19 protein-coding genes are annotated in these 15,687 nt (G+C 71.3%); 3 read left to right on the forward strand and 16 right to left on the reverse strand.

The annotated features are described in order from the left end of the window. Window positions 1–153: 153 nt before the first annotated feature. The gene (locus tag RBJ77_RS04540) at window positions 154–693 is read right to left on the reverse strand and encodes an ABC transporter substrate-binding protein (RefSeq protein ID WP_372343816.1); all 540 of its coding nucleotides are present in this window, start codon (window positions 691–693) and stop codon (window positions 154–156) included. A gap of 254 nt (window positions 694–947) precedes the next feature. Here RBJ77_RS04540 and dtd point away from each other — a divergent pair, with 254 nt between their 5' ends. Continuing rightward, on the forward strand, window positions 948–1,373 hold the full coding sequence (dtd, locus tag RBJ77_RS04545; protein ID WP_372343798.1) for a D-aminoacyl-tRNA deacylase: 426 nt from the start codon (window positions 948–950) through the stop codon (window positions 1,371–1,373). A gap of 2 nt (window positions 1,374–1,375) precedes the next feature. Here dtd and RBJ77_RS04550 read toward each other — a convergent pair whose 3' ends face one another. The 14 genes from RBJ77_RS04550 to RBJ77_RS04615 all read right to left on the reverse strand — a co-directional run bounded on the left by RBJ77_RS04550 (window position 1,376) and on the right by RBJ77_RS04615 (window position 11,405). After that, window positions 1,376–2,356 (reverse strand): folate-binding protein YgfZ, encoded by a 981-nt coding sequence (locus tag RBJ77_RS04550; protein ID WP_372343799.1) that lies wholly within the window; start codon window positions 2,354–2,356, stop codon window positions 1,376–1,378. Window positions 2,357–2,390: 34 nt separating this feature from the next. Continuing rightward, window positions 2,391–2,876, reverse strand: coding sequence for a Fur family transcriptional regulator (locus RBJ77_RS04555; RefSeq protein WP_372343800.1), 486 nt, complete (start codon window positions 2,874–2,876; stop codon window positions 2,391–2,393). Between the two features lie 32 nt (window positions 2,877–2,908). Then, window positions 2,909–3,481 carry an FABP family protein gene (locus RBJ77_RS04560; RefSeq protein WP_372343801.1) on the reverse strand — a complete coding sequence of 191 codons (573 nt, stop codon included), beginning with the start codon at window positions 3,479–3,481 and terminating at the stop codon, window positions 2,909–2,911. A 227-nt stretch (window positions 3,482–3,708) separates the two neighbouring features. Further along, entirely contained in the window at window positions 3,709–4,608 is a 900-nt protein-coding gene (locus RBJ77_RS04565) for a hypothetical protein (RefSeq protein ID WP_372343802.1), read from the reverse strand. Continuing rightward, the gene (locus tag RBJ77_RS04570; protein WP_372343803.1) at window positions 4,605–5,405 is read right to left on the reverse strand and encodes a hypothetical protein; all 801 of its coding nucleotides are present in this window, start codon (window positions 5,403–5,405) and stop codon (window positions 4,605–4,607) included. Before RBJ77_RS04570 ends, RBJ77_RS04565 begins: the two co-directional genes overlap by 4 nt. Next, entirely contained in the window at window positions 5,402–6,154 is a 753-nt protein-coding gene (locus RBJ77_RS04575) for a hypothetical protein (protein WP_372343804.1), read from the reverse strand. Before RBJ77_RS04575 ends, RBJ77_RS04570 begins: the two co-directional genes overlap by 4 nt. A 148-nt stretch (window positions 6,155–6,302) precedes the next feature. Further along, window positions 6,303–6,563, reverse strand: a complete 261-nt coding sequence (locus RBJ77_RS04580) for a DUF3099 domain-containing protein (protein WP_372343805.1) — start codon at window positions 6,561–6,563, stop codon at window positions 6,303–6,305. A gap of 99 nt (window positions 6,564–6,662) precedes the next feature. Further along, entirely contained in the window at window positions 6,663–6,950 is a 288-nt protein-coding gene (locus RBJ77_RS04585; RefSeq protein WP_127832476.1) for a DUF1416 domain-containing protein, read from the reverse strand. Between the two features lie 31 nt (window positions 6,951–6,981). Continuing rightward, on the reverse strand, window positions 6,982–7,827 hold the full coding sequence (locus RBJ77_RS04590; protein ID WP_372343806.1) for a sulfurtransferase: 846 nt from the start codon (window positions 7,825–7,827) through the stop codon (window positions 6,982–6,984). A gap of 128 nt (window positions 7,828–7,955) precedes the next feature. Next, the gene (locus tag RBJ77_RS04595) at window positions 7,956–8,036 is read right to left on the reverse strand and encodes a putative leader peptide (RefSeq protein WP_350310325.1); all 81 of its coding nucleotides are present in this window, start codon (window positions 8,034–8,036) and stop codon (window positions 7,956–7,958) included. Window positions 8,037–8,229: 193 nt separating this feature from the next. Then, the gene (locus tag RBJ77_RS04600; protein ID WP_372343807.1) at window positions 8,230–8,958 is read right to left on the reverse strand and encodes a DUF2993 domain-containing protein; all 729 of its coding nucleotides are present in this window, start codon (window positions 8,956–8,958) and stop codon (window positions 8,230–8,232) included. 112 nt (window positions 8,959–9,070) lie between these two features. Beyond that, window positions 9,071–10,288: a hypothetical protein gene (locus RBJ77_RS04605; RefSeq protein WP_372343808.1), complete on the reverse strand. Its 1,218-nt coding sequence runs from the start codon at window positions 10,286–10,288 to the stop codon at window positions 9,071–9,073. 7 nt (window positions 10,289–10,295) lie between these two features. Then, a complete protein-coding gene (locus RBJ77_RS04610) occupies window positions 10,296–10,550 on the reverse strand; it encodes a MoaD/ThiS family protein (RefSeq protein ID WP_255978186.1) in 255 nt (84 codons plus the stop codon). Between the two features lie 30 nt (window positions 10,551–10,580). Further along, the gene (locus RBJ77_RS04615) at window positions 10,581–11,405 is read right to left on the reverse strand and encodes an alpha/beta hydrolase (protein WP_372343809.1); all 825 of its coding nucleotides are present in this window, start codon (window positions 11,403–11,405) and stop codon (window positions 10,581–10,583) included. Between the two features lie 244 nt (window positions 11,406–11,649). Here RBJ77_RS04615 and RBJ77_RS04620 point away from each other — a divergent pair, with 244 nt between their 5' ends. Both RBJ77_RS04620 and RBJ77_RS04625 read left to right on the forward strand, forming a co-directional pair. Continuing rightward, window positions 11,650–12,447 (forward strand): response regulator transcription factor, encoded by a 798-nt coding sequence (locus RBJ77_RS04620; protein WP_372343810.1) that lies wholly within the window; start codon window positions 11,650–11,652, stop codon window positions 12,445–12,447. 52 nt (window positions 12,448–12,499) lie between these two features. Continuing rightward, window positions 12,500–13,522, forward strand: coding sequence for a LacI family DNA-binding transcriptional regulator (locus tag RBJ77_RS04625; protein ID WP_372343811.1), 1,023 nt, complete (start codon window positions 12,500–12,502; stop codon window positions 13,520–13,522). 30 nt (window positions 13,523–13,552) lie between these two features. Here the strand turns inward: RBJ77_RS04625 and RBJ77_RS04630 are convergent, their stop codons facing one another. Next, window positions 13,553–15,313 (reverse strand): trypsin-like serine protease, encoded by a 1,761-nt coding sequence (locus tag RBJ77_RS04630; RefSeq protein WP_372343812.1) that lies wholly within the window; start codon window positions 15,311–15,313, stop codon window positions 13,553–13,555. Between the last annotated feature and the right edge of the window lie 374 nt (window positions 15,314–15,687).

The raw sequence follows: 15,687 nt of genomic DNA on the forward strand, positions 1-15,687 counted from the left end.
GGGGCGCCGATGGGGCTGCGGCGAAGCCGCATGCCCTCCAGGGGCGCGGGGAACTGCGCGAGAAGCCCCACCGGCCGGAGGGCGGCAGAGGGCGGCCGGAGTTACGGCGCGACCAACCCCCACGTACCCGCACCCGGCAACGGACGGGCGGAGTTACGGTGTGCCGCCCAGGAGGTCCGCTACCTGGGCCTCACCGTCCCGGTAGCGGCGCGCAATCTCCGCGCTGCAGTCGTCCGCCACCCGCTGCAACTGCTGCCGCCGCCGCGAGACCTGCTGCTCGTACCGGACGAGACGCCCCATCGCCGCGTGCAACTCGTCGTCCGTACGCGCCGCCAGGTCGGAGAGTTCGACCTCGGCCAGCATCTCGGCGGCCAGCCTCCGGAACTCCTCGCTGTGCGGCGTACCGAGCGTGACGTGCCGCGCCGACGACCGGTTCCGCGTCGGCTGGTCCCGCAGGATCTCCGAGAGCCGGTCCACGACCGGCGACTCCGGGTCACGGCGCCCGCCCAGCTCCGCCCGCAGGATGTCGATCCGGCCCTGCAACAACCGCCGTACGTAACTGAGATCGGCCTCGTCCTGCTGCGAGTCCCTGCGCAGCGTGCGCAGTTCGGGCAGGCGCAGGGCCGTCAGGTCGGGCGCGGGAGCCGGCGGCAGCTCAGGGCTGTCGGTGCGCTGGACCGGCGGCCTGGCCATCGGCGCGACGCGGTCCGTGTGTGTCAGCGACACGGGCTCGTCGGGGGGCAGCCCCGAACTCGCTGTGTGGCTCATGGCATGGGCATCCATGGTCTGCTTCCCGTCCCCTCGACCGGACCGACCCGGCGTGCCGAAGGCACACCGTGTGTGAGCATGGTGCCACCCCTGGTGGCCGCTTAGTGCGCGAGTGCCCCATATCGGCCCCGGATGGGGGGTTCGGGAGCACGCTCGGGGCGGCACGGCATGATGTCCGTATGCGTGCAGTGGTGCAGAGGGTGGACGGCGCGAGCGTCGTCGTCGCGGACGAGACGGTCGGCGAGATCAAGGGCGAGGGGCTGTGCGTCCTCGTCGGGGTGACGCACGAGGACACCAGGGAGAAGGCGGCCCAACTGGCCCGCAAACTCTGGTCGATCCGGATGCTGGCCGACGAGAAGTCGTGCAGCGACATCGACGCGCCGCTGCTCGTGATCAGCCAGTTCACCCTGTACGGCGACGCCCGCAAGGGCCGCCGCCCCACCTGGAACGCGGCCGCGCCGGGCGAGGTCGCCGAGCCGCTGGTCGACGAGGTCGTGGCGCAGCTGCGGGCGCTCGGCGCGACCGTGGCGACGGGCCGGTTCGGGGCGCAGATGCGGGTGTCCCTGACGAACGACGGCCCGTTCACGGTGCTGCTGGAGATGTGAGCTCAGGGCTCGACGACGACTTCCTGCGCCGCCGCCGTCGTCTCGGCGATCAGCTCCGCGTCGAGCGGCACGTTCCGCTTCACCAGCGCGAGCGCGATCGGGCCGAGCTCGTGGTGGCGCACGGACGTCGTGACGAAACCGATCTTGCGGCCCTCGGGCCCGTCCGCGGCGAGCCGGATCTCGGCGCCGTGCGGCGGCAGGTGCACCTCGCTGCCGTCGAGGTGGAGGAAGACGAGGCGGCGCGGCGGCTTGCCCAGGTTCTGCACGCGGGCGACGGTCTCCTGCCCGCGGTAGCAGCCCTTCTGGAGGTGCACGGCCGAGCCGATCCAGCCCAGCTCGTGCGGGATGGTGCGGTGGTCGGTCTCCAGGCCGAGCCGCGGCCGGTGCTGCTCGACGCGCAGCGCCTCGTAGGCGAGCAGGCCGACCGCGGGGCCGTGCTCCTTCGCGTACGCCTCCAGGTCGCCGCGCGGCAGGAACAGATCGCGGCCGTACGGCGTCTCGCGCACCGCGGCGCCGTCCGGGACGGGCGCGATGGAACCCGCGGGCAGGTGCACGACGGCGAAGTCCGCGGTCCGGTCGGCGGCTTCGACGCGGTAGAAGAACTTCATCGACTCCAGATACGCCAGGAGTGTCTCCTGGGTGCCGGGCTCGACGTGCGCCCAGGTCGTCGTGCCGTCGTCGACGAGGTACAGGGCGTGCTCGATGTGGCCGTTCGCGGAGAGGACCAGCGCCTCGGTCGCCTGCCCCGGCGGCAGATCGCTGACGTGCTGGGTGAGCAGCAGGTGCAGCCAGCTCAGCCGGTCGTCGCCGGTGACGGTGATGACGCCGCGGTGCGAGAGGTCGACCACGCCCGTCCCGTCGGCGAGGGAGCGCTGCTCGCGGAACAGGTCGCCGTAGTGGGCGGCGACGCCTTCGTCCACGCCCTCGCCGGGGACGGCGCCGGGCAGGGTCAGCAGGGGGCTGCTCGGTGAATGTGGCTGCATGTTCACACACACTACGACGAGCGGGCGGACCCGCTTATTCCTGCGTCTGCACCTGCGTCTGTCCCTGAGCCTGGTCCTGAGCCTGGTCCTGGGACCGCTCCTTCTCCGCCGTGCAGTCCGCACAGCGGCCGAAGATCGCGAAGTGCTTCAGGTCGGTGTCGAAGCCGAACTCGGCGCGCAGCTTGTCGGTGAACTCGCGGGCCACGTCGACGTCGGCCTCGATGACGCTCGTGCAGTCCCGGCACACCAGGTGGATGTGGTGGTGCCGGTCGGCGAGGTGGTACGTGGGCGCGCCGTGGCCCAGGTGCGCGTGGCTGACGAGCCCGAGCTCCTCCAGGAGCTCCAGGGTCCGGTAGACCGTGGAAATGTTGACCCCCGACGCCGTCCTGCGCACTTCGCTCAGGATGTCGTCGGGGGTCGCGTGCTCCAGGGTGTCCACGGCTTCCAGGACAAGCTGGCGCTGCGGCGTCAGCCGGTAGCCGCGCTGCCTCAGGTCGCTCTTCCAGTCGGTGCTCACCACACCCACGAGTCTAGGCCCAGTCGGCGCGGGGCCTACTTGAAGAAGGCGATGCCGTCGTCGGGCAGCTCCGGGAGGTTGCGCGCCATCTCGGCGACCTCCTCCGGGGAGACGACCTTCTTGAGCTGGGCCGACATGTAGGGGCGCAGCGGAACCTCGGGGGTCTGCTTCTCGCCGACCCACATGAGGTCGCTCTTCACGTAGCCGTAGAGCCGCTTGCCACCGCTGTACGGGCCGGAGGCCGCCGTCCGGGCCACCGCGTCCGTCGCCAGGTCGATCTGCGGCTTCTTGTCGGCCAGCTCGCCGTACCAGACCTCGACGACGCCGTCGTCGCGGACCATGACGACCTCGACCTTGCGGTCCTTGCCGACGCGCCAGTAGCCGGACTCGGACTCGAGCGGCTTGACCTTGTTGCCGTCCTTGTCGAGGACCCAGGTGTGCGAGTGGTACTCCAGGAAGTCCCGCCCGTCGTGGGTGAAGGAGACCTCCTGACCGAAGTTGGCCTTCTCGGCGCCCGGGAAGTCGGTGACGCCGGCGCCCGCCCAGTTGCCGAGGAGGAAGGCGAGGGGGACGAGGTCGGGGTGCAGGTCCGACGGGATCTGGATCATGGGGAGCTCAATCAGATGGGGGTCAGCGCTGGCCCTGGTACAGCTTCTTCACGGTCAGACCGGCGAAGGCGAGAACGCCGACGCAGACCAGGACAAGGAGGGCTTCGAAGAAGACGGTCACGGCAGATGCTCCTCGGTGAGCGGCACGAGCGGAACTATGCGGATACAGAGCCGGGCCCCACTCTAGTCGGGTGGGGCCCGGCGCTCTCGGCGAGGTCGCCTCCCGATCAGCCGAGGAGCTGGTTCTGGAGGGCGACGGTCTGCTGGAAGGGGATCTTGGCGACACGGCCCGCGCGGGACTGCGCCACGAGGGCGACCACGTCACCGGACTGGATGTAGGCCTGCCGGACCTGCTCCTTGCCGTAGGGCCGGACCTCGTCGTAGACGTTCAGCTTCGTGTACCGCACGACGGAGCCGGATTCCCCGGTCCAGGAGAAGTTCTCCTCGGTGTCGGGGGCGCCGGTCAGCCCGTCGGAGCTCCCCACGACGTTCGCGTCGTACTCGCGCGCGAAGGCTCCCGTGTTGAAGCGCAGCAGGTAGATACGGGTGTGCGTGCCGTCCGGCATGGTCCAGCCGCGGGCCGCGATGTGCCGCAGGGCGCCGTCCTTGAGGGCCTGCGCGAGATCGGCGCGGGCGTCCTTCTCGTAGACGTCCAGGTACGTGGCCGTGGGCAGCCAGCCGTTCTTGCCGGCCAGCTTCTTGTCCTCGGTGGCGCCCTCGGGCGCGGGCAGGACCAGTTTGCGCAGGTCGGCGAAGTGCTCCTCGCGGGTGTTCCCCTCGGCGAACGCGGCCGGGGCGCCCGCGGGCAGCGGCGGCTTCTCGATCGCCGGGTACTCCCAGCGGCCGTCGCTCTCGGTGGCGAGGCCCGGCAGGTCGCCGCGGGTCCGCTCCGTGACGGCGTACGTGGTGCCCGCGCCGACCGCGGCGAAGACGGTGACGGCGGCGGTCCAGCGCAGGACGGCGCGCAGCACGCGGCGGTCCTTCTTCACCTTCACCGGTGCCGGAACGCCGGGCGGAAACAGGGGCGGGGCCGTGGGCGGCGCGGGCACGGCCGCCGTGAGCTGCATCGTCGACTCGGGAGCCGACTCGGGAGCCGACTCGGGAGCCGACTCGGACTGCTGGGTCATACCGCTTCCCCCCGCGACGAGATGTGGTCGAGCTGGCGGCTCAGGAGGCCGGCGACCGCCTTGCTGTCGATCGACTTGGGCGCGTACGCCGTCACGGTGACCAGGAGGTCGTCCTCGTACGCGCTGCACAGCAGCAGATCGAGCTTGGTGTCGCTCTCCCGGGGCGCGAGGAAGCAGTCCGCGGCGCGGTGCCCCTTGATCTTCGGACCCTTGGTGAAGCCGCCGAACGAGCGCAGGAACTCCGACCGGAACGCCTTGAGCTCACGGCCCGCCTGCCGGTTCTGGAGCTGGGCGAGCTGGATCTCGACGACGAGGCTCTCGTCGTGGTCGGCGTAGGCGCTGATGTTGTCGGAGGCGTAGCTGCGCATCGCCAGGCCCTTGAGCTTCAGCTTGTCGATGGACTTCTGCTGGGCCTCGCGCTGGCGGGCCGGCAGGTCGTCCGCGCTCTTCTTGAACCGGGCGACGGCCTCCCGGCCGGTGATCGCCTTGTCGTTGCCGAACTCGTCGATGTCGGGTCCGGGGATGTAGCCCTCGGGCATCGGCAGCAGGCGGCCGATCAGGTCGCCCTTCTCACCGGTCTTGCCGCCCGCCCGCTGCTCCTGCTGCTGCGGCTTGCCCCACACCGTGGTCGGGACGGTGCGGTCGGCGTCGTTCACCTTCAGCACGGTGAAGCCGGTGCCGCCCGCGACGGCGAGCACGACGGCGCAGGCGGCCGCGACGGCGGGCCAGCGTCTCTTCTTCGGCACGGCGGGGACCTCGGGGGCGGTCTCCGGGGGCGCCGGGAACTGGTCGCTCACAGGCGCTCCAACTGCCGCTCGGCGAGATCCATCGCGGCCTTCTTCGAGATCGGCCTGGTGTCGTACATCCAGATGTCCATGACGATGTCGCCGCGCGAGGCGAGCGCCCTGGCCTCGTACATCGGCAGATAGCCGGGCTTGGTCTTCGGGTGGTCGAAGACGTAGACCCGGCCGTCGGTGCTGCCGGCGATCGGCTCGCCGTCGTTGCCCGCCCACTTCTCGCCGTCCATGTACATCTGCTGGGCGTCGAGGAACTCGCGGGACCCGAGCTTCTCCGCGTCGCGGAACTGGATGAGGTGGACCTCGGTCGCCGACTGGTTCTTCTCCCAGACGCTCATGGCGGCCCGGCGGAAGGAACCCGCGGACAACTGGCCGAACATGTAGTCCGGCTCCTCGAAGTTGTTCGCGTAGCTGTACTGGTTGCGCCAGCCCTGCGCCGAGTCCGCCTTCTGGGTGCCCGCGGGCCGCGGCACCAGGAGTTTGCGCAGGTCGCCGTCGGTACGGACGCGATGGTCCCCGGTGGCGGCGAACGCCTGCCTGGCCGCGCCCTCGGCCTGCGGCACGGACTTCCGCGCCAGCGGCGGCAGCGCGTCCGGCTCCCGCCCCGCCTGCACGACGTATCCGGTGCAGACGCCCGCGACGGCGCCGAGTACGGCGGCGCAGGCGATCAGCAGGGTGGTGCGGCCGCGGCGGCGGGGCCTGCCGGGTCTTTCAGGAGGTGGCTCTGGTGCGGTGAGTGCTTGCTGCACGTGATCCAACGGGTCCCCCCACGGAACTCGAAGCGCGGATTCCGTATCCGCGCGCACAGGAGACCCACAACAACCTCTGCAGGTTGCACGGAAGTTGGTCACGAAGGGGACTCGATCGGCGGTCGGTCGGTGATCGGTCAGCGATCGGTCAGCGGGGGCGCTTCTTCCCGTCCAGTTCGTCCCACCACTCGTCGGACTTGCTGTCCCCTGACGGGTCGTCCCACCAGCGGTCGTCGGGGCCGCGCCGGTTCGCGACGACGGCGGCGACCGGCGGGATGACCATGGCGACGACGCACATGGCCACGGCGGCGGGGACGGACCAGAGACGTACGACGCCCCACGCCAGGACGAAGAGGGCGATGCAGACGCCCATCATGGCGAAGTACACATGCTTCCGCCGCGCGTACATATCTCCAGCGTAAGCCGAAGGACCGCACCCCGTACCAGTGGCGTCCAACCCCCGGGGGTGCGGCCCTTCAGCCGTTCTGTGCGCGTCGCGGCGCCGCCGTCACACGGCGATCGCGACCTCCGCGAGCCCGCCCGTCTGGGCGACGACCGTGCGGTCCGCCGTGCCGCCCGGGACCAGGGCGCGCAGCGTCCACGTGCCCTCGGCCGCGTAGAAGCGGAACTGGCCCGTGGCCGAGGTGGGGACCTCGGCGGTGAACTCGCCGGTCGAGTCCAGGAGACGGACGTAGCCCGTCACCGGCTCGCCGTCACGGGTGACCTGACCCTGGATCGTGGTCTCGCCGGGCTTGATCGTCGAGGCGTCGGGGCCGCCGGCCTTCGCTCCACACATACGTAACTCCTAGGAAGGAAAGGTCAGTTGGTTACTTGTTGGCGCCGAGCTCGATCGGCACGCCGACCAGCGAGCCGTACTCGGTCCACGAGCCGTCGTAGTTCTTGACGTTCTCCTGGCCGAGCAGCTCGTGCAGCACGAACCAGGTGAGCGCGGAGCGCTCACCGATGCGGCAGTACGCGACGGTGTCCTTGGACAGGTCGACCTGCTCGTCCTCGTAGAGGGCCTTGAGCTCTTCGTCCGACTTGAAGGTGCCGTCGTCGTTGGCGTTCTTCGACCACGGGATGTTGCGCGCGGACGGGACGTGGCCCGGACGCTGCGACTGCTCCTGCGGGAGGTGGGCCGGGGCGAGCAGCTTGCCGGAGAACTCGTCGGGCGAGCGCACGTCGACGAGGTTCTTGTTGCCGATCGCGTTCACGACGTCGTCGCGGAAGGCGCGGATCGAGGTGTCCTGCGGCTTGGCCTTGTACTGCGTGGCCGGCCGGTTCGGGACCTGCGAGCCGTCGACCAGGTCGCGGGAGTCGAGCTCCCACTTCTTGCGGCCGCCGTCGAGGAGCTTCACGTCCTGGTGGCCGTAGAGCTTGAAGTACCAGAACGCGTAGGAGGCGAACCAGTTGTTGTTGCCGCCGTAGAGGACGACGGTCGTGTCGTTGGCGATGCCCTTCTTCGACAGCAGCTCCTCGAAGCCGGCCTGGTCGATGAAGTCACGGCGGACCGGGTCCTGGAGGTCCTTGGTCCAGTCGATGCGGATCGCGTTCTTGATGTGGTTCTTGTCGTACGCGGACGTGTCCTCGTCGACCTCGACGATCGCCACGCTGTCGTTGTCGAGGTTGGCCTCGACCCAGTCGGCGTCTACCAGGACGTCGCTGCGGCTCATGCTGTGTTCCTCCGGGGCAGTTGCGGGGGCATGCGGAACGGAAGTGTGCGGGGATGCACGGGTGGCCCCGAGTCGAGCTCAAGGGGTCCTGGGGAAGCGGGGGTCGGCCGTCGCGGCCACGGCCCCGCTCAGAAGGTGCGACAGAGCATGGCGGCGACGCGGCACAGGTCTACTGCCCGCCGCTTCGTGAGATCCGCCTGTCGCTTCATGGGTCCGATCGTAAGGACGCACCCGCGACCGTGTCACCGGCGTGTCGAATCCTGAGACAGGATCGTCCGCATCCTGAGAACGATCACCCGTCGGGCGTACCCCGGGAGGGCCCCGGAGCCCTTGCGGCGCCGCCGTCTCCTGCTGTGCGGACGAGCCCGTCTCGAAGTACGGACGGGCGCCGCTGCGGAGTGTCTACCCGACGAGGTCGAGGTCCGAACCCGTCACCGAGATCTCGACGCCGTCCTTGACGGCCTCCACCTTGTCCAGCTCGATCCCGGCGGGCAGATCGTCGATCGCCTGCTGGAAGTCGGTGACGGCGCGGATCCGGCCCTCGGCCAGGTCGAACGCGCCCACCTTCGGGAGGCTGTCCGCGCGCGCCGAGACCTTGCCGTCGGTGACCTTGACGGAGCTGAGCACGGTCGGGCGCAGGGTGCCGAGCGGCGTCTTGAAGTCGATCGTCACCTTGATCCGGTCGCCGCCGCCGTACGCGAGCCCGCTGATCTTCGCCGTCACCCCGGGCGCGACCGGGGCCGGGTCCTGCTTGCGCACGGCCTTGAGGAGCTCGTCGTAGGAGATCCGGGCCGTGCCCGTGGCCGACTCGGCGGTGGCGGAGCTGAAGCTGCTGTTGAACTTCACGCCGTGCATCTCGGCGGTCAGGTCGGCGATGCGGATGCTGTCGCCGCCGCTCTTCGCCTCGTAGTCCTCGATGCCGATCTCGACGTCGTCGAGGGTGCCGCCGGCCACCTGGGTCAGGAACGGGAAGCCCTTGATGGAGACGTCGGGCGCGCTGGCCAGTCCCTCGCTGGTGCGCACCTTGTCGGCGGCCTTGTCCTCGGCGAGGTTGACCGCGATCCGGTCGGCGATCACGAAGAGGCCGCCGAGGATGACGACGACGATCAGCAGTATTCGCAGTGCGCGCATTGCCTTGAGGCTCCCCCACGTCCGGTGTCCTGACCGCGAGGTTACGTGGCCGTGGGCACGGGATGCGGGGATCCGCTCAGTTGTTCCCAAGTTGTCGATCAGGGGCGGGGGATCAGGCCAGCGCGCGGCCCAGGACGTAGACGGCCGGGGCCGCCGCGGCCAGCGGCAGGGCCACGCCCGCCGTCATGTGGACGAAGCGGGACGGGTAGTCGTACGACGCCGCCCGGTGGCCGATCAGCGCGCACACCGCGGCGCCGAGACCGAGCAGCGCGCCGTCCGTGCCCAGGTCGGTGAGGCCGCCGACCGCGATCCCCGCACCGGCACCCGCCAGCAGGGCCACGACGACGGAGGCGATCGTCGGCAGCGGCAGCGCGCGGGCCACGATCGCGACGGCCACGGCGACCGCGCCGACCGTCACCGCGTCCGGCTCGGCCGCGAGGTGGCCGGCGGCGACGATGGCGAGGGCCGCCGAGGTGACGGTCGCCATCAGGCCGTACATCCGCTCGTCCGGCTCCGCGTGCGAGCGGAGCTGGAGGACCAGCGTGAGCAGCACCCAGACGCCGAGCGTGCCGAGGATCGCCGCGGGCCCGTGCTCCCGGCCGGCCGCGAGCAGCGCGGCGTCCGCCACCACGCCGCCCAGGAACGCGAGGGCGATGCCCTGCCGGGCGGGCCACATGCCGTTGAGCCGGAACCAGCCCGCGGCCGTGACCGCCTGGAGGACCAGCAGCGGGACGAGCAGCGCGTACGAGCCGACGGCCGCGCCGCCCGCGAGCAGCAGGCCGAGGACCGCGGTGAGCGCCGCCGGCTGGATGCCCGGCTCGATGATCGGGGACCGGCCCTCGGCGCGGGCGCGCTGGGCGTCGGTGACCCGGGTGTTGCCGGTGGTGGTGGCCGGGCCGTAGCCGGGCTCGGCACCCGCGGCGGGGGCCGGGGCGGGTACGGGGGCGGGCTCGGGGGCCGGGGTCCTGGCCGGCTCGGCCGGTCCGTCGTAGGACCAGGCCGCCTGCTGCTGCGCGGCGCCGTGGTCGTAGCCCTGCTGGGGCAGCGGAGCGGGCTGCACCTGGGTGTCCCAGGTCTGGCCCTGCCACTGCTGCGTCGGCTCGGCCTCGTACGGGGGCTGGGGCTGCGCGTACTGCTGCTGACCTTGCTGCTGCCCGTACGACTGCTGCTGCCCGTACGGCTGCTGCCCGTACGACTGCTGCTGCCCGTAAGACTGCTGCTGTCCGTACTGCTGCTGCTCTCCGTACGACTGCTGCTGCCCGTGCTGCTGGTCGCCGTACAGGGGCTGCCCGTACTGGTCGTACTGCGGGTACTGCTGGTTGTTGCTCATCGGGGGGTCACCCTCCTGCGAACGGCGGGAGCACCTCGACCGTGCCGCCCTCGGCAAGCCGTACGGTCTCATGACCGCGCGTCCCGACGGGGTCGCCGTCGATCAGGAACGAGGAACGCTGCAGGACACGGACCAGGTCCCCGGGGTGTCGCGCGCGGACTCCGTCCAGGGCCGCGGCCAGGGTGTCGGCGTCGTACGGTTCCTCCGCGACGCCGGCGGCCGCCTTGGCCGCCGCCCAGTAGCGGATCGTGCCGTGAGCCATGCTCCCGACTCCTCTCAGTGGTGCGGCGTCCTATTGTGCGGCAACCGCCGCCGAGCCCCACTCCCCGATCCGGCGGAGCAGCTCGTCGCTCGCCGCGTGTTCCGCGTGCCCCATCCCGGGCTCCAGCCACAGCTCGGCACCGCCGTCCGCCGCCGCGGCCAGCATCCGCGGGTGGTCGACGGGGAAGTACGGGTCGCGGTCGCCGTGCACCACGAGCAGCGGGGTCGGCGCGATCAGCGGGACCGACTCGACCGGTGAGAGCGGGACCGGGTCCCAGTCGTACGGATGGATGCGGGTCCGCAGCCCGATCCGGCCCACCATCCGGCCCGAGCGGCGCGTCACGACCCAGTGGAGCCGCCGCATCGGGGCCGTCCCCCGGTAGAACCACCGCGCGGGCGCGCTGACCGCGACGACCGCGTCGGTGCGCGCTTCCGTGCGCCCCCTGTGCGACGCCGCGTGCCGCAGCACCACGGAACCACCCATCGAAAACCCGACCGTCACCACGCGCGCGTGCCCGAGCGAGCGCGCCCACTCGACGGCCGCCGCGAGATCCAGCACCTCCCGGTCGCCCACGGTCGACCGTCCGCCGGACCGTCCGTGCCCCCGGAACGAGAACGTGACCACGGCGCCACGCTGGGCGAACGCCCGCGCGGCCCGTCGTACGTGGGGCCGCTCCAGATCGCCGGTGAAGCCGTGCGCGAGCACGAACACCGGGCCGTCCGGGGGCCCGTCACCGGGTTCGTGGAAGGCGTCGACGGCGACTCCGTCCCGCGTACGCAGGACCACGCGCCGTGGTCGTTCAGTGATCGGCTGCACAGAAGATCCGCTCTCGTCATCTGCCGGACCCCAACTCATGTGGGCTATTCTGCTGGGCAGAGGACTCGGGCAATGCAGCCCCCGGGTCCTTTTGTGCTTTCAGGAGCGTTGTATACGAACGCTCCCCGGCAGCACGTTCCAGGCCCCGGGGCGCGGGGCCGACCAGCATCACCGCAGTACGAAGCAGTGCCGCAAACGTCCTCGCAGGGACCGAGGAGGAACCAGACGTTATGGGCGAGCGAACCGTGCACGAACGTATGACGACCCGGGCAGGTGGGGACCGATGAGCTCTCTGCTGCTCCTCACCAACGCCCTCCAGCCGTCGACGGAGGTGCTCCCCGCTCTCGGCCTGTTGCTGCACAACGTGCGAGTGGCACCCGCGGAGGGCCCCGCCCTCGTCGACACCCCGGGCGCCGATGTCATCCTCATCGACGGCCGCCGCGACCTCCCGCAGGTCCGCAGCCTCTGTCAGCTGCTCCGCTCCACCGGGCCCGGCTGTCCGCTGGTGCTCGTCGTGACCGAGGGCGGCCTCGCCGCGGTCACCGCCGACTGGGGCATCGACGACGTCCTCCTCGACACCGCCGGTCCGGCCGAGGTCGAGGCGCGCCTGCGCCTCGCGATGGGCCGCCAGCAGATCGTCGCCGACGACTCCCCCATGGAGATCCGCAACGGCGACCTGTCGGTCGACGAGGCGACGTACAGCGCGAAGCTCAAGGGCCGGGTCCTCGACCTGACCTTCAAGGAGTTCGAGCTCCTCAAGTACCTGGCGCAGCACCCGGGCCGGGTCTTCACCCGCGCCCAGCTGCTCCAGGAGGTCTGGGGCTACGACTACTTCGGTGGTACGCGGACCGTGGACGTGCACGTACGGCGGCTGCGGGCCAAGCTCGGCCCCGAGCACGAGTCGCTGATCGGCACCGTGCGCAACGTCGGCTACCGCTTCGTCACACCGGAGAAGCCGGAGAAGAGCGCCGACAAGAACACCACCAAGGCGGACAAGACGGAGAAGGCCGCCACCCCCAACACGGACGAAGCGGACAGCCCGGTCCGTGCGGGTGCCCGGGCCGTCACGGCGGAGCCCTAGGAAGGGCCATCACGCCCTGCCATCAGCAGGTCCATCCGCGTAGACTCCGCGCGTGGCCAAGGTGACTCGGGACGACGTTGCGCGACTGGCGGGTACTTCGACCGCCGTCGTGTCCTACGTGATCAACAACGGACCCCGGCCGGTCGCCCCGGCCACGCGCGAGCGCGTGCTCGCCGCGATCAAGGAACTGGGGTACCGGCCCGACCGGGTCGCCCAGGCGATGGCATCGCGGCGCACCGACCTCATAGGCATGATCGTGCCGGACGCGCGGCAGCCGTTCTTCGCGGAGATGGCGCACGCGGTGGAACAGGCGGCGTCCGAGCGCGGAAAGATGGTCCTCGTCGGCAACTCCGACTACGTCGGCGACCGCGAGGTGCACTATCTGCGCGCGTTCCTCGGCATGCGGGTCTCCGGCCTGATCCTCGTCTCGCACGGGTTCAACGACCTGGCGGCCGCCGAGATCGAGGCCTGGGACGCCCGCGTCGTCCTGCTGCACGAGCGCCCCGAGTCCATCGACGACGTCGCCGTCGTCACGGACGACGTCGGCGGCGCGCAGCTCGCCACCCGCCACCTCCTGGAGCACGGCAACGAGTACGTGGCGTGTCTCGGCGGCACCGCCGACACCCCGTCCGTCGGCGACCCGGTCTCCGACCACGTCGAGGGCTGGCGCCGCGCGATGCACGAGGCGGGCCGCTCCACGGAGGGCCGGCTCTTCGAGGCGCCGTACAACCGCTACGACGCGTACCAGGTGGCGCTCGGCCTGCTGGCCGGCCCGGACCGGCCGCCGGCCATCTTCTGCTCCACCGACGACCAGGCCATCGGCGTGCTGCGGGCCGCCCGCGAGCTGCGCATCGACGTGCCGGGCGAGCTGGCCGTGGCCGGGTTCGACGACGTGAAGGAGGCGGGGCTCACCGATCCGCCGCTGACCACCGTCGCCTCGGACCGCTCGGCGATGGCGCGGGCCGCGGTGGACCTGGTCCTCGACGACTCGCTGCGGGTGGCCGGGTCGCGGCGCGAGCGGCTGAAGCTGTTCCCGTCGCGGCTGGTCGTCCGCCAGTCCTGCGGCTGCGCCTGACGATCGGGCGCAGCCGCGGGACCGGGCCGCTCAGAACAGCAGGTTGTACTGGTTGAAGCCGGTGCCCAGGCTCTTGCGGGAGCCGAAGAGGTCGCTGGACGCCTTGTTGGTGCCGGGGTAGAGCCAGAGCGTGCCGCCCGAGTCGCGGGCCAGCACGTCGGCGATGCCGTCACCGGTCACGTCGCCGTTCGTCACGTACGAGGTGAAGTTCCAGCCCGTGCGCGCCTGGATGCGCGCCGCGAACGGGGTGTGCTCGACCTGCGTGCCCCGGTAGAGGTACAGGACCCCGGAGCCGTTGCGGACCAGCAGGTCGGCCTTGCCGTCGCCGGTCAGGTCGCCGCGGCCGAAGACCTTGACGCCCTTCCAGGACTTGTCGACGATCTTGACCTTGCCGTAGAACTCGCCGGTGCCCTTGCCCGGGTAGAGGTACGTCGAGCCGTCGGCGTCCACGGCGACCAGGTCGGGGCGCGAGTCGCCGGTCAGGTCGCCGGGGATCGCGTACGACGTGTAGCCGCCCCACACCGAGCCGATCTGCATCCACGCGAAGTCGCCCGCGGCGTGGTCGAAGTAGCTGCGGTACAGCTTGCCGTCGGCCTTGTCGCGGATGATCAGGTCCTGGTAGAAGTCGCGGTCCAGGTCGGCCTGGAGGGCCCAGCTGGTGCTCTGCCAGCCGTTGCCCTGGTAGGCGCGCTGCGCGAGCGAGGTGCCCTTGCTGTCCTGCTCGAACAGGCCGCCCGACGGCGTGCGCTCCAGGACGTCCGCGCGGCCGTCGAAGCTGAGGTCCGTGTCGTCGATGCGCGGCTGGGCCGCCCAGACGTACGAGGACACCTTGGTGAAGACCGGGTAGGCGCCCTTCGCGGTGCAGCCGGCCACACCCCACGAGACGATGCCGACGACCCGGCCGCCGACGACCACCGGGCCGCCCGAGTCGCCGTTGCAGGGGCTCGTGGTGCCTTCGTCGGTGCCGCTCGCCGGGGTGCCGGCGCAGAACATCGAGCCCTCGATGAACTCGTCCTTGCCGAGCACCGACTGCATCGCGCTGTTGCAGGTGGCGTCGGAGACCAGCGGCAGGGTCGCCTTGCGCAGGGTCGCCGAGAGGTCGGCGCCGTCGGCGCCCGAGGTCAGGCCCCAGCCGTAGACGGTGGCGGAGGTGCCGGCCTTGTAGGAGGTGGTGCCGTTGCTCTGGACCAGCTTCGTCCACTGCTGTTCCAGCGGGCGGTCGAGCGTCAGGACCGCGATGTCGTGCTGCACGGTCGCGTCGTCGTAGCGCGGGTGGTTCCACTGGCGCCAGACGCCCGCGACGGTGCCGTTCGTGTCGTCGAGCAGACCGGTGGCACCGGCCACGACGGCGCCGTTCTTCGCCCAGTCGAGACCGGCGACGCAGTGCGCGGCGGTGAGCACCTTGTTCGGGGCGACGAGGGTGCCGCCGCAGAAGTAACCGCTGCCGGCCGCCTCGTCGTAGTACGAGAGCTGGACCATCCACGGCGCCGACGACACGGTCGTCTCGGTGCCGCCGATGATGAACGGGGTCGCCTTGGGCGCCTTCGTCGCCGGCTTCGCCTGGGACCTGGCCGCCTCGACGACCCGCTCGCGCAGGACGGCGTCGGAGGCGGCGGGGGCCGGGTTCACGGCCTGGGCGGCACTCGCGTCCGGCAGCCCGGGCGGGGTGTCGGCCGCGGCGGCGGGCTCGGCCGCCACCAGGGCGCCGGCGCAGGACAGCGCCAGCGCGAGAGCGGCCGCGGGCAACGCCGTGACGGGGCGTCTCCAGCGGTCGCGCAGGGCAGGTATCACTCAGGACTCCTGATGTCGTGAAGATCGTGTGGTGATGCCCATCGGGCGCGGGGATCGTAGGCCCGCGAAGCCCCGTGCGGCGCCCTGTTCGCACCAGCCCGAAGAGTGTTGTCCCGGCCCCCTCCGGAATCTCACCCGGACGCAACCGGCCGTTTCCCGGTGCTGTCTTTATTTCGGGCAAACAGGGTTCTGCCGGGACTCTCAGGGCACGCTCAGGTGGCTCTCATGTACGCGCCACAGGCTGGGTGTCATGACCGAGAGCTTCCGCCGCGACGGCGAGTACCCGCAGGGCCAGCAGCAGTCCCCGTACTCCGAGAGCCCGCAGCAGAACCCCACCCCGTCCGCCCCCGTGGACGGCGCGTGGCCGCCCCCGC

Origin of the sequence: Streptomyces sp. KL116D, from assembly GCF_030766975.1 — a bacterium.
Classification (GTDB): domain Bacteria; phylum Actinomycetota; class Actinomycetes; order Streptomycetales; family Streptomycetaceae; genus Streptomyces; species Streptomyces longispororuber_A.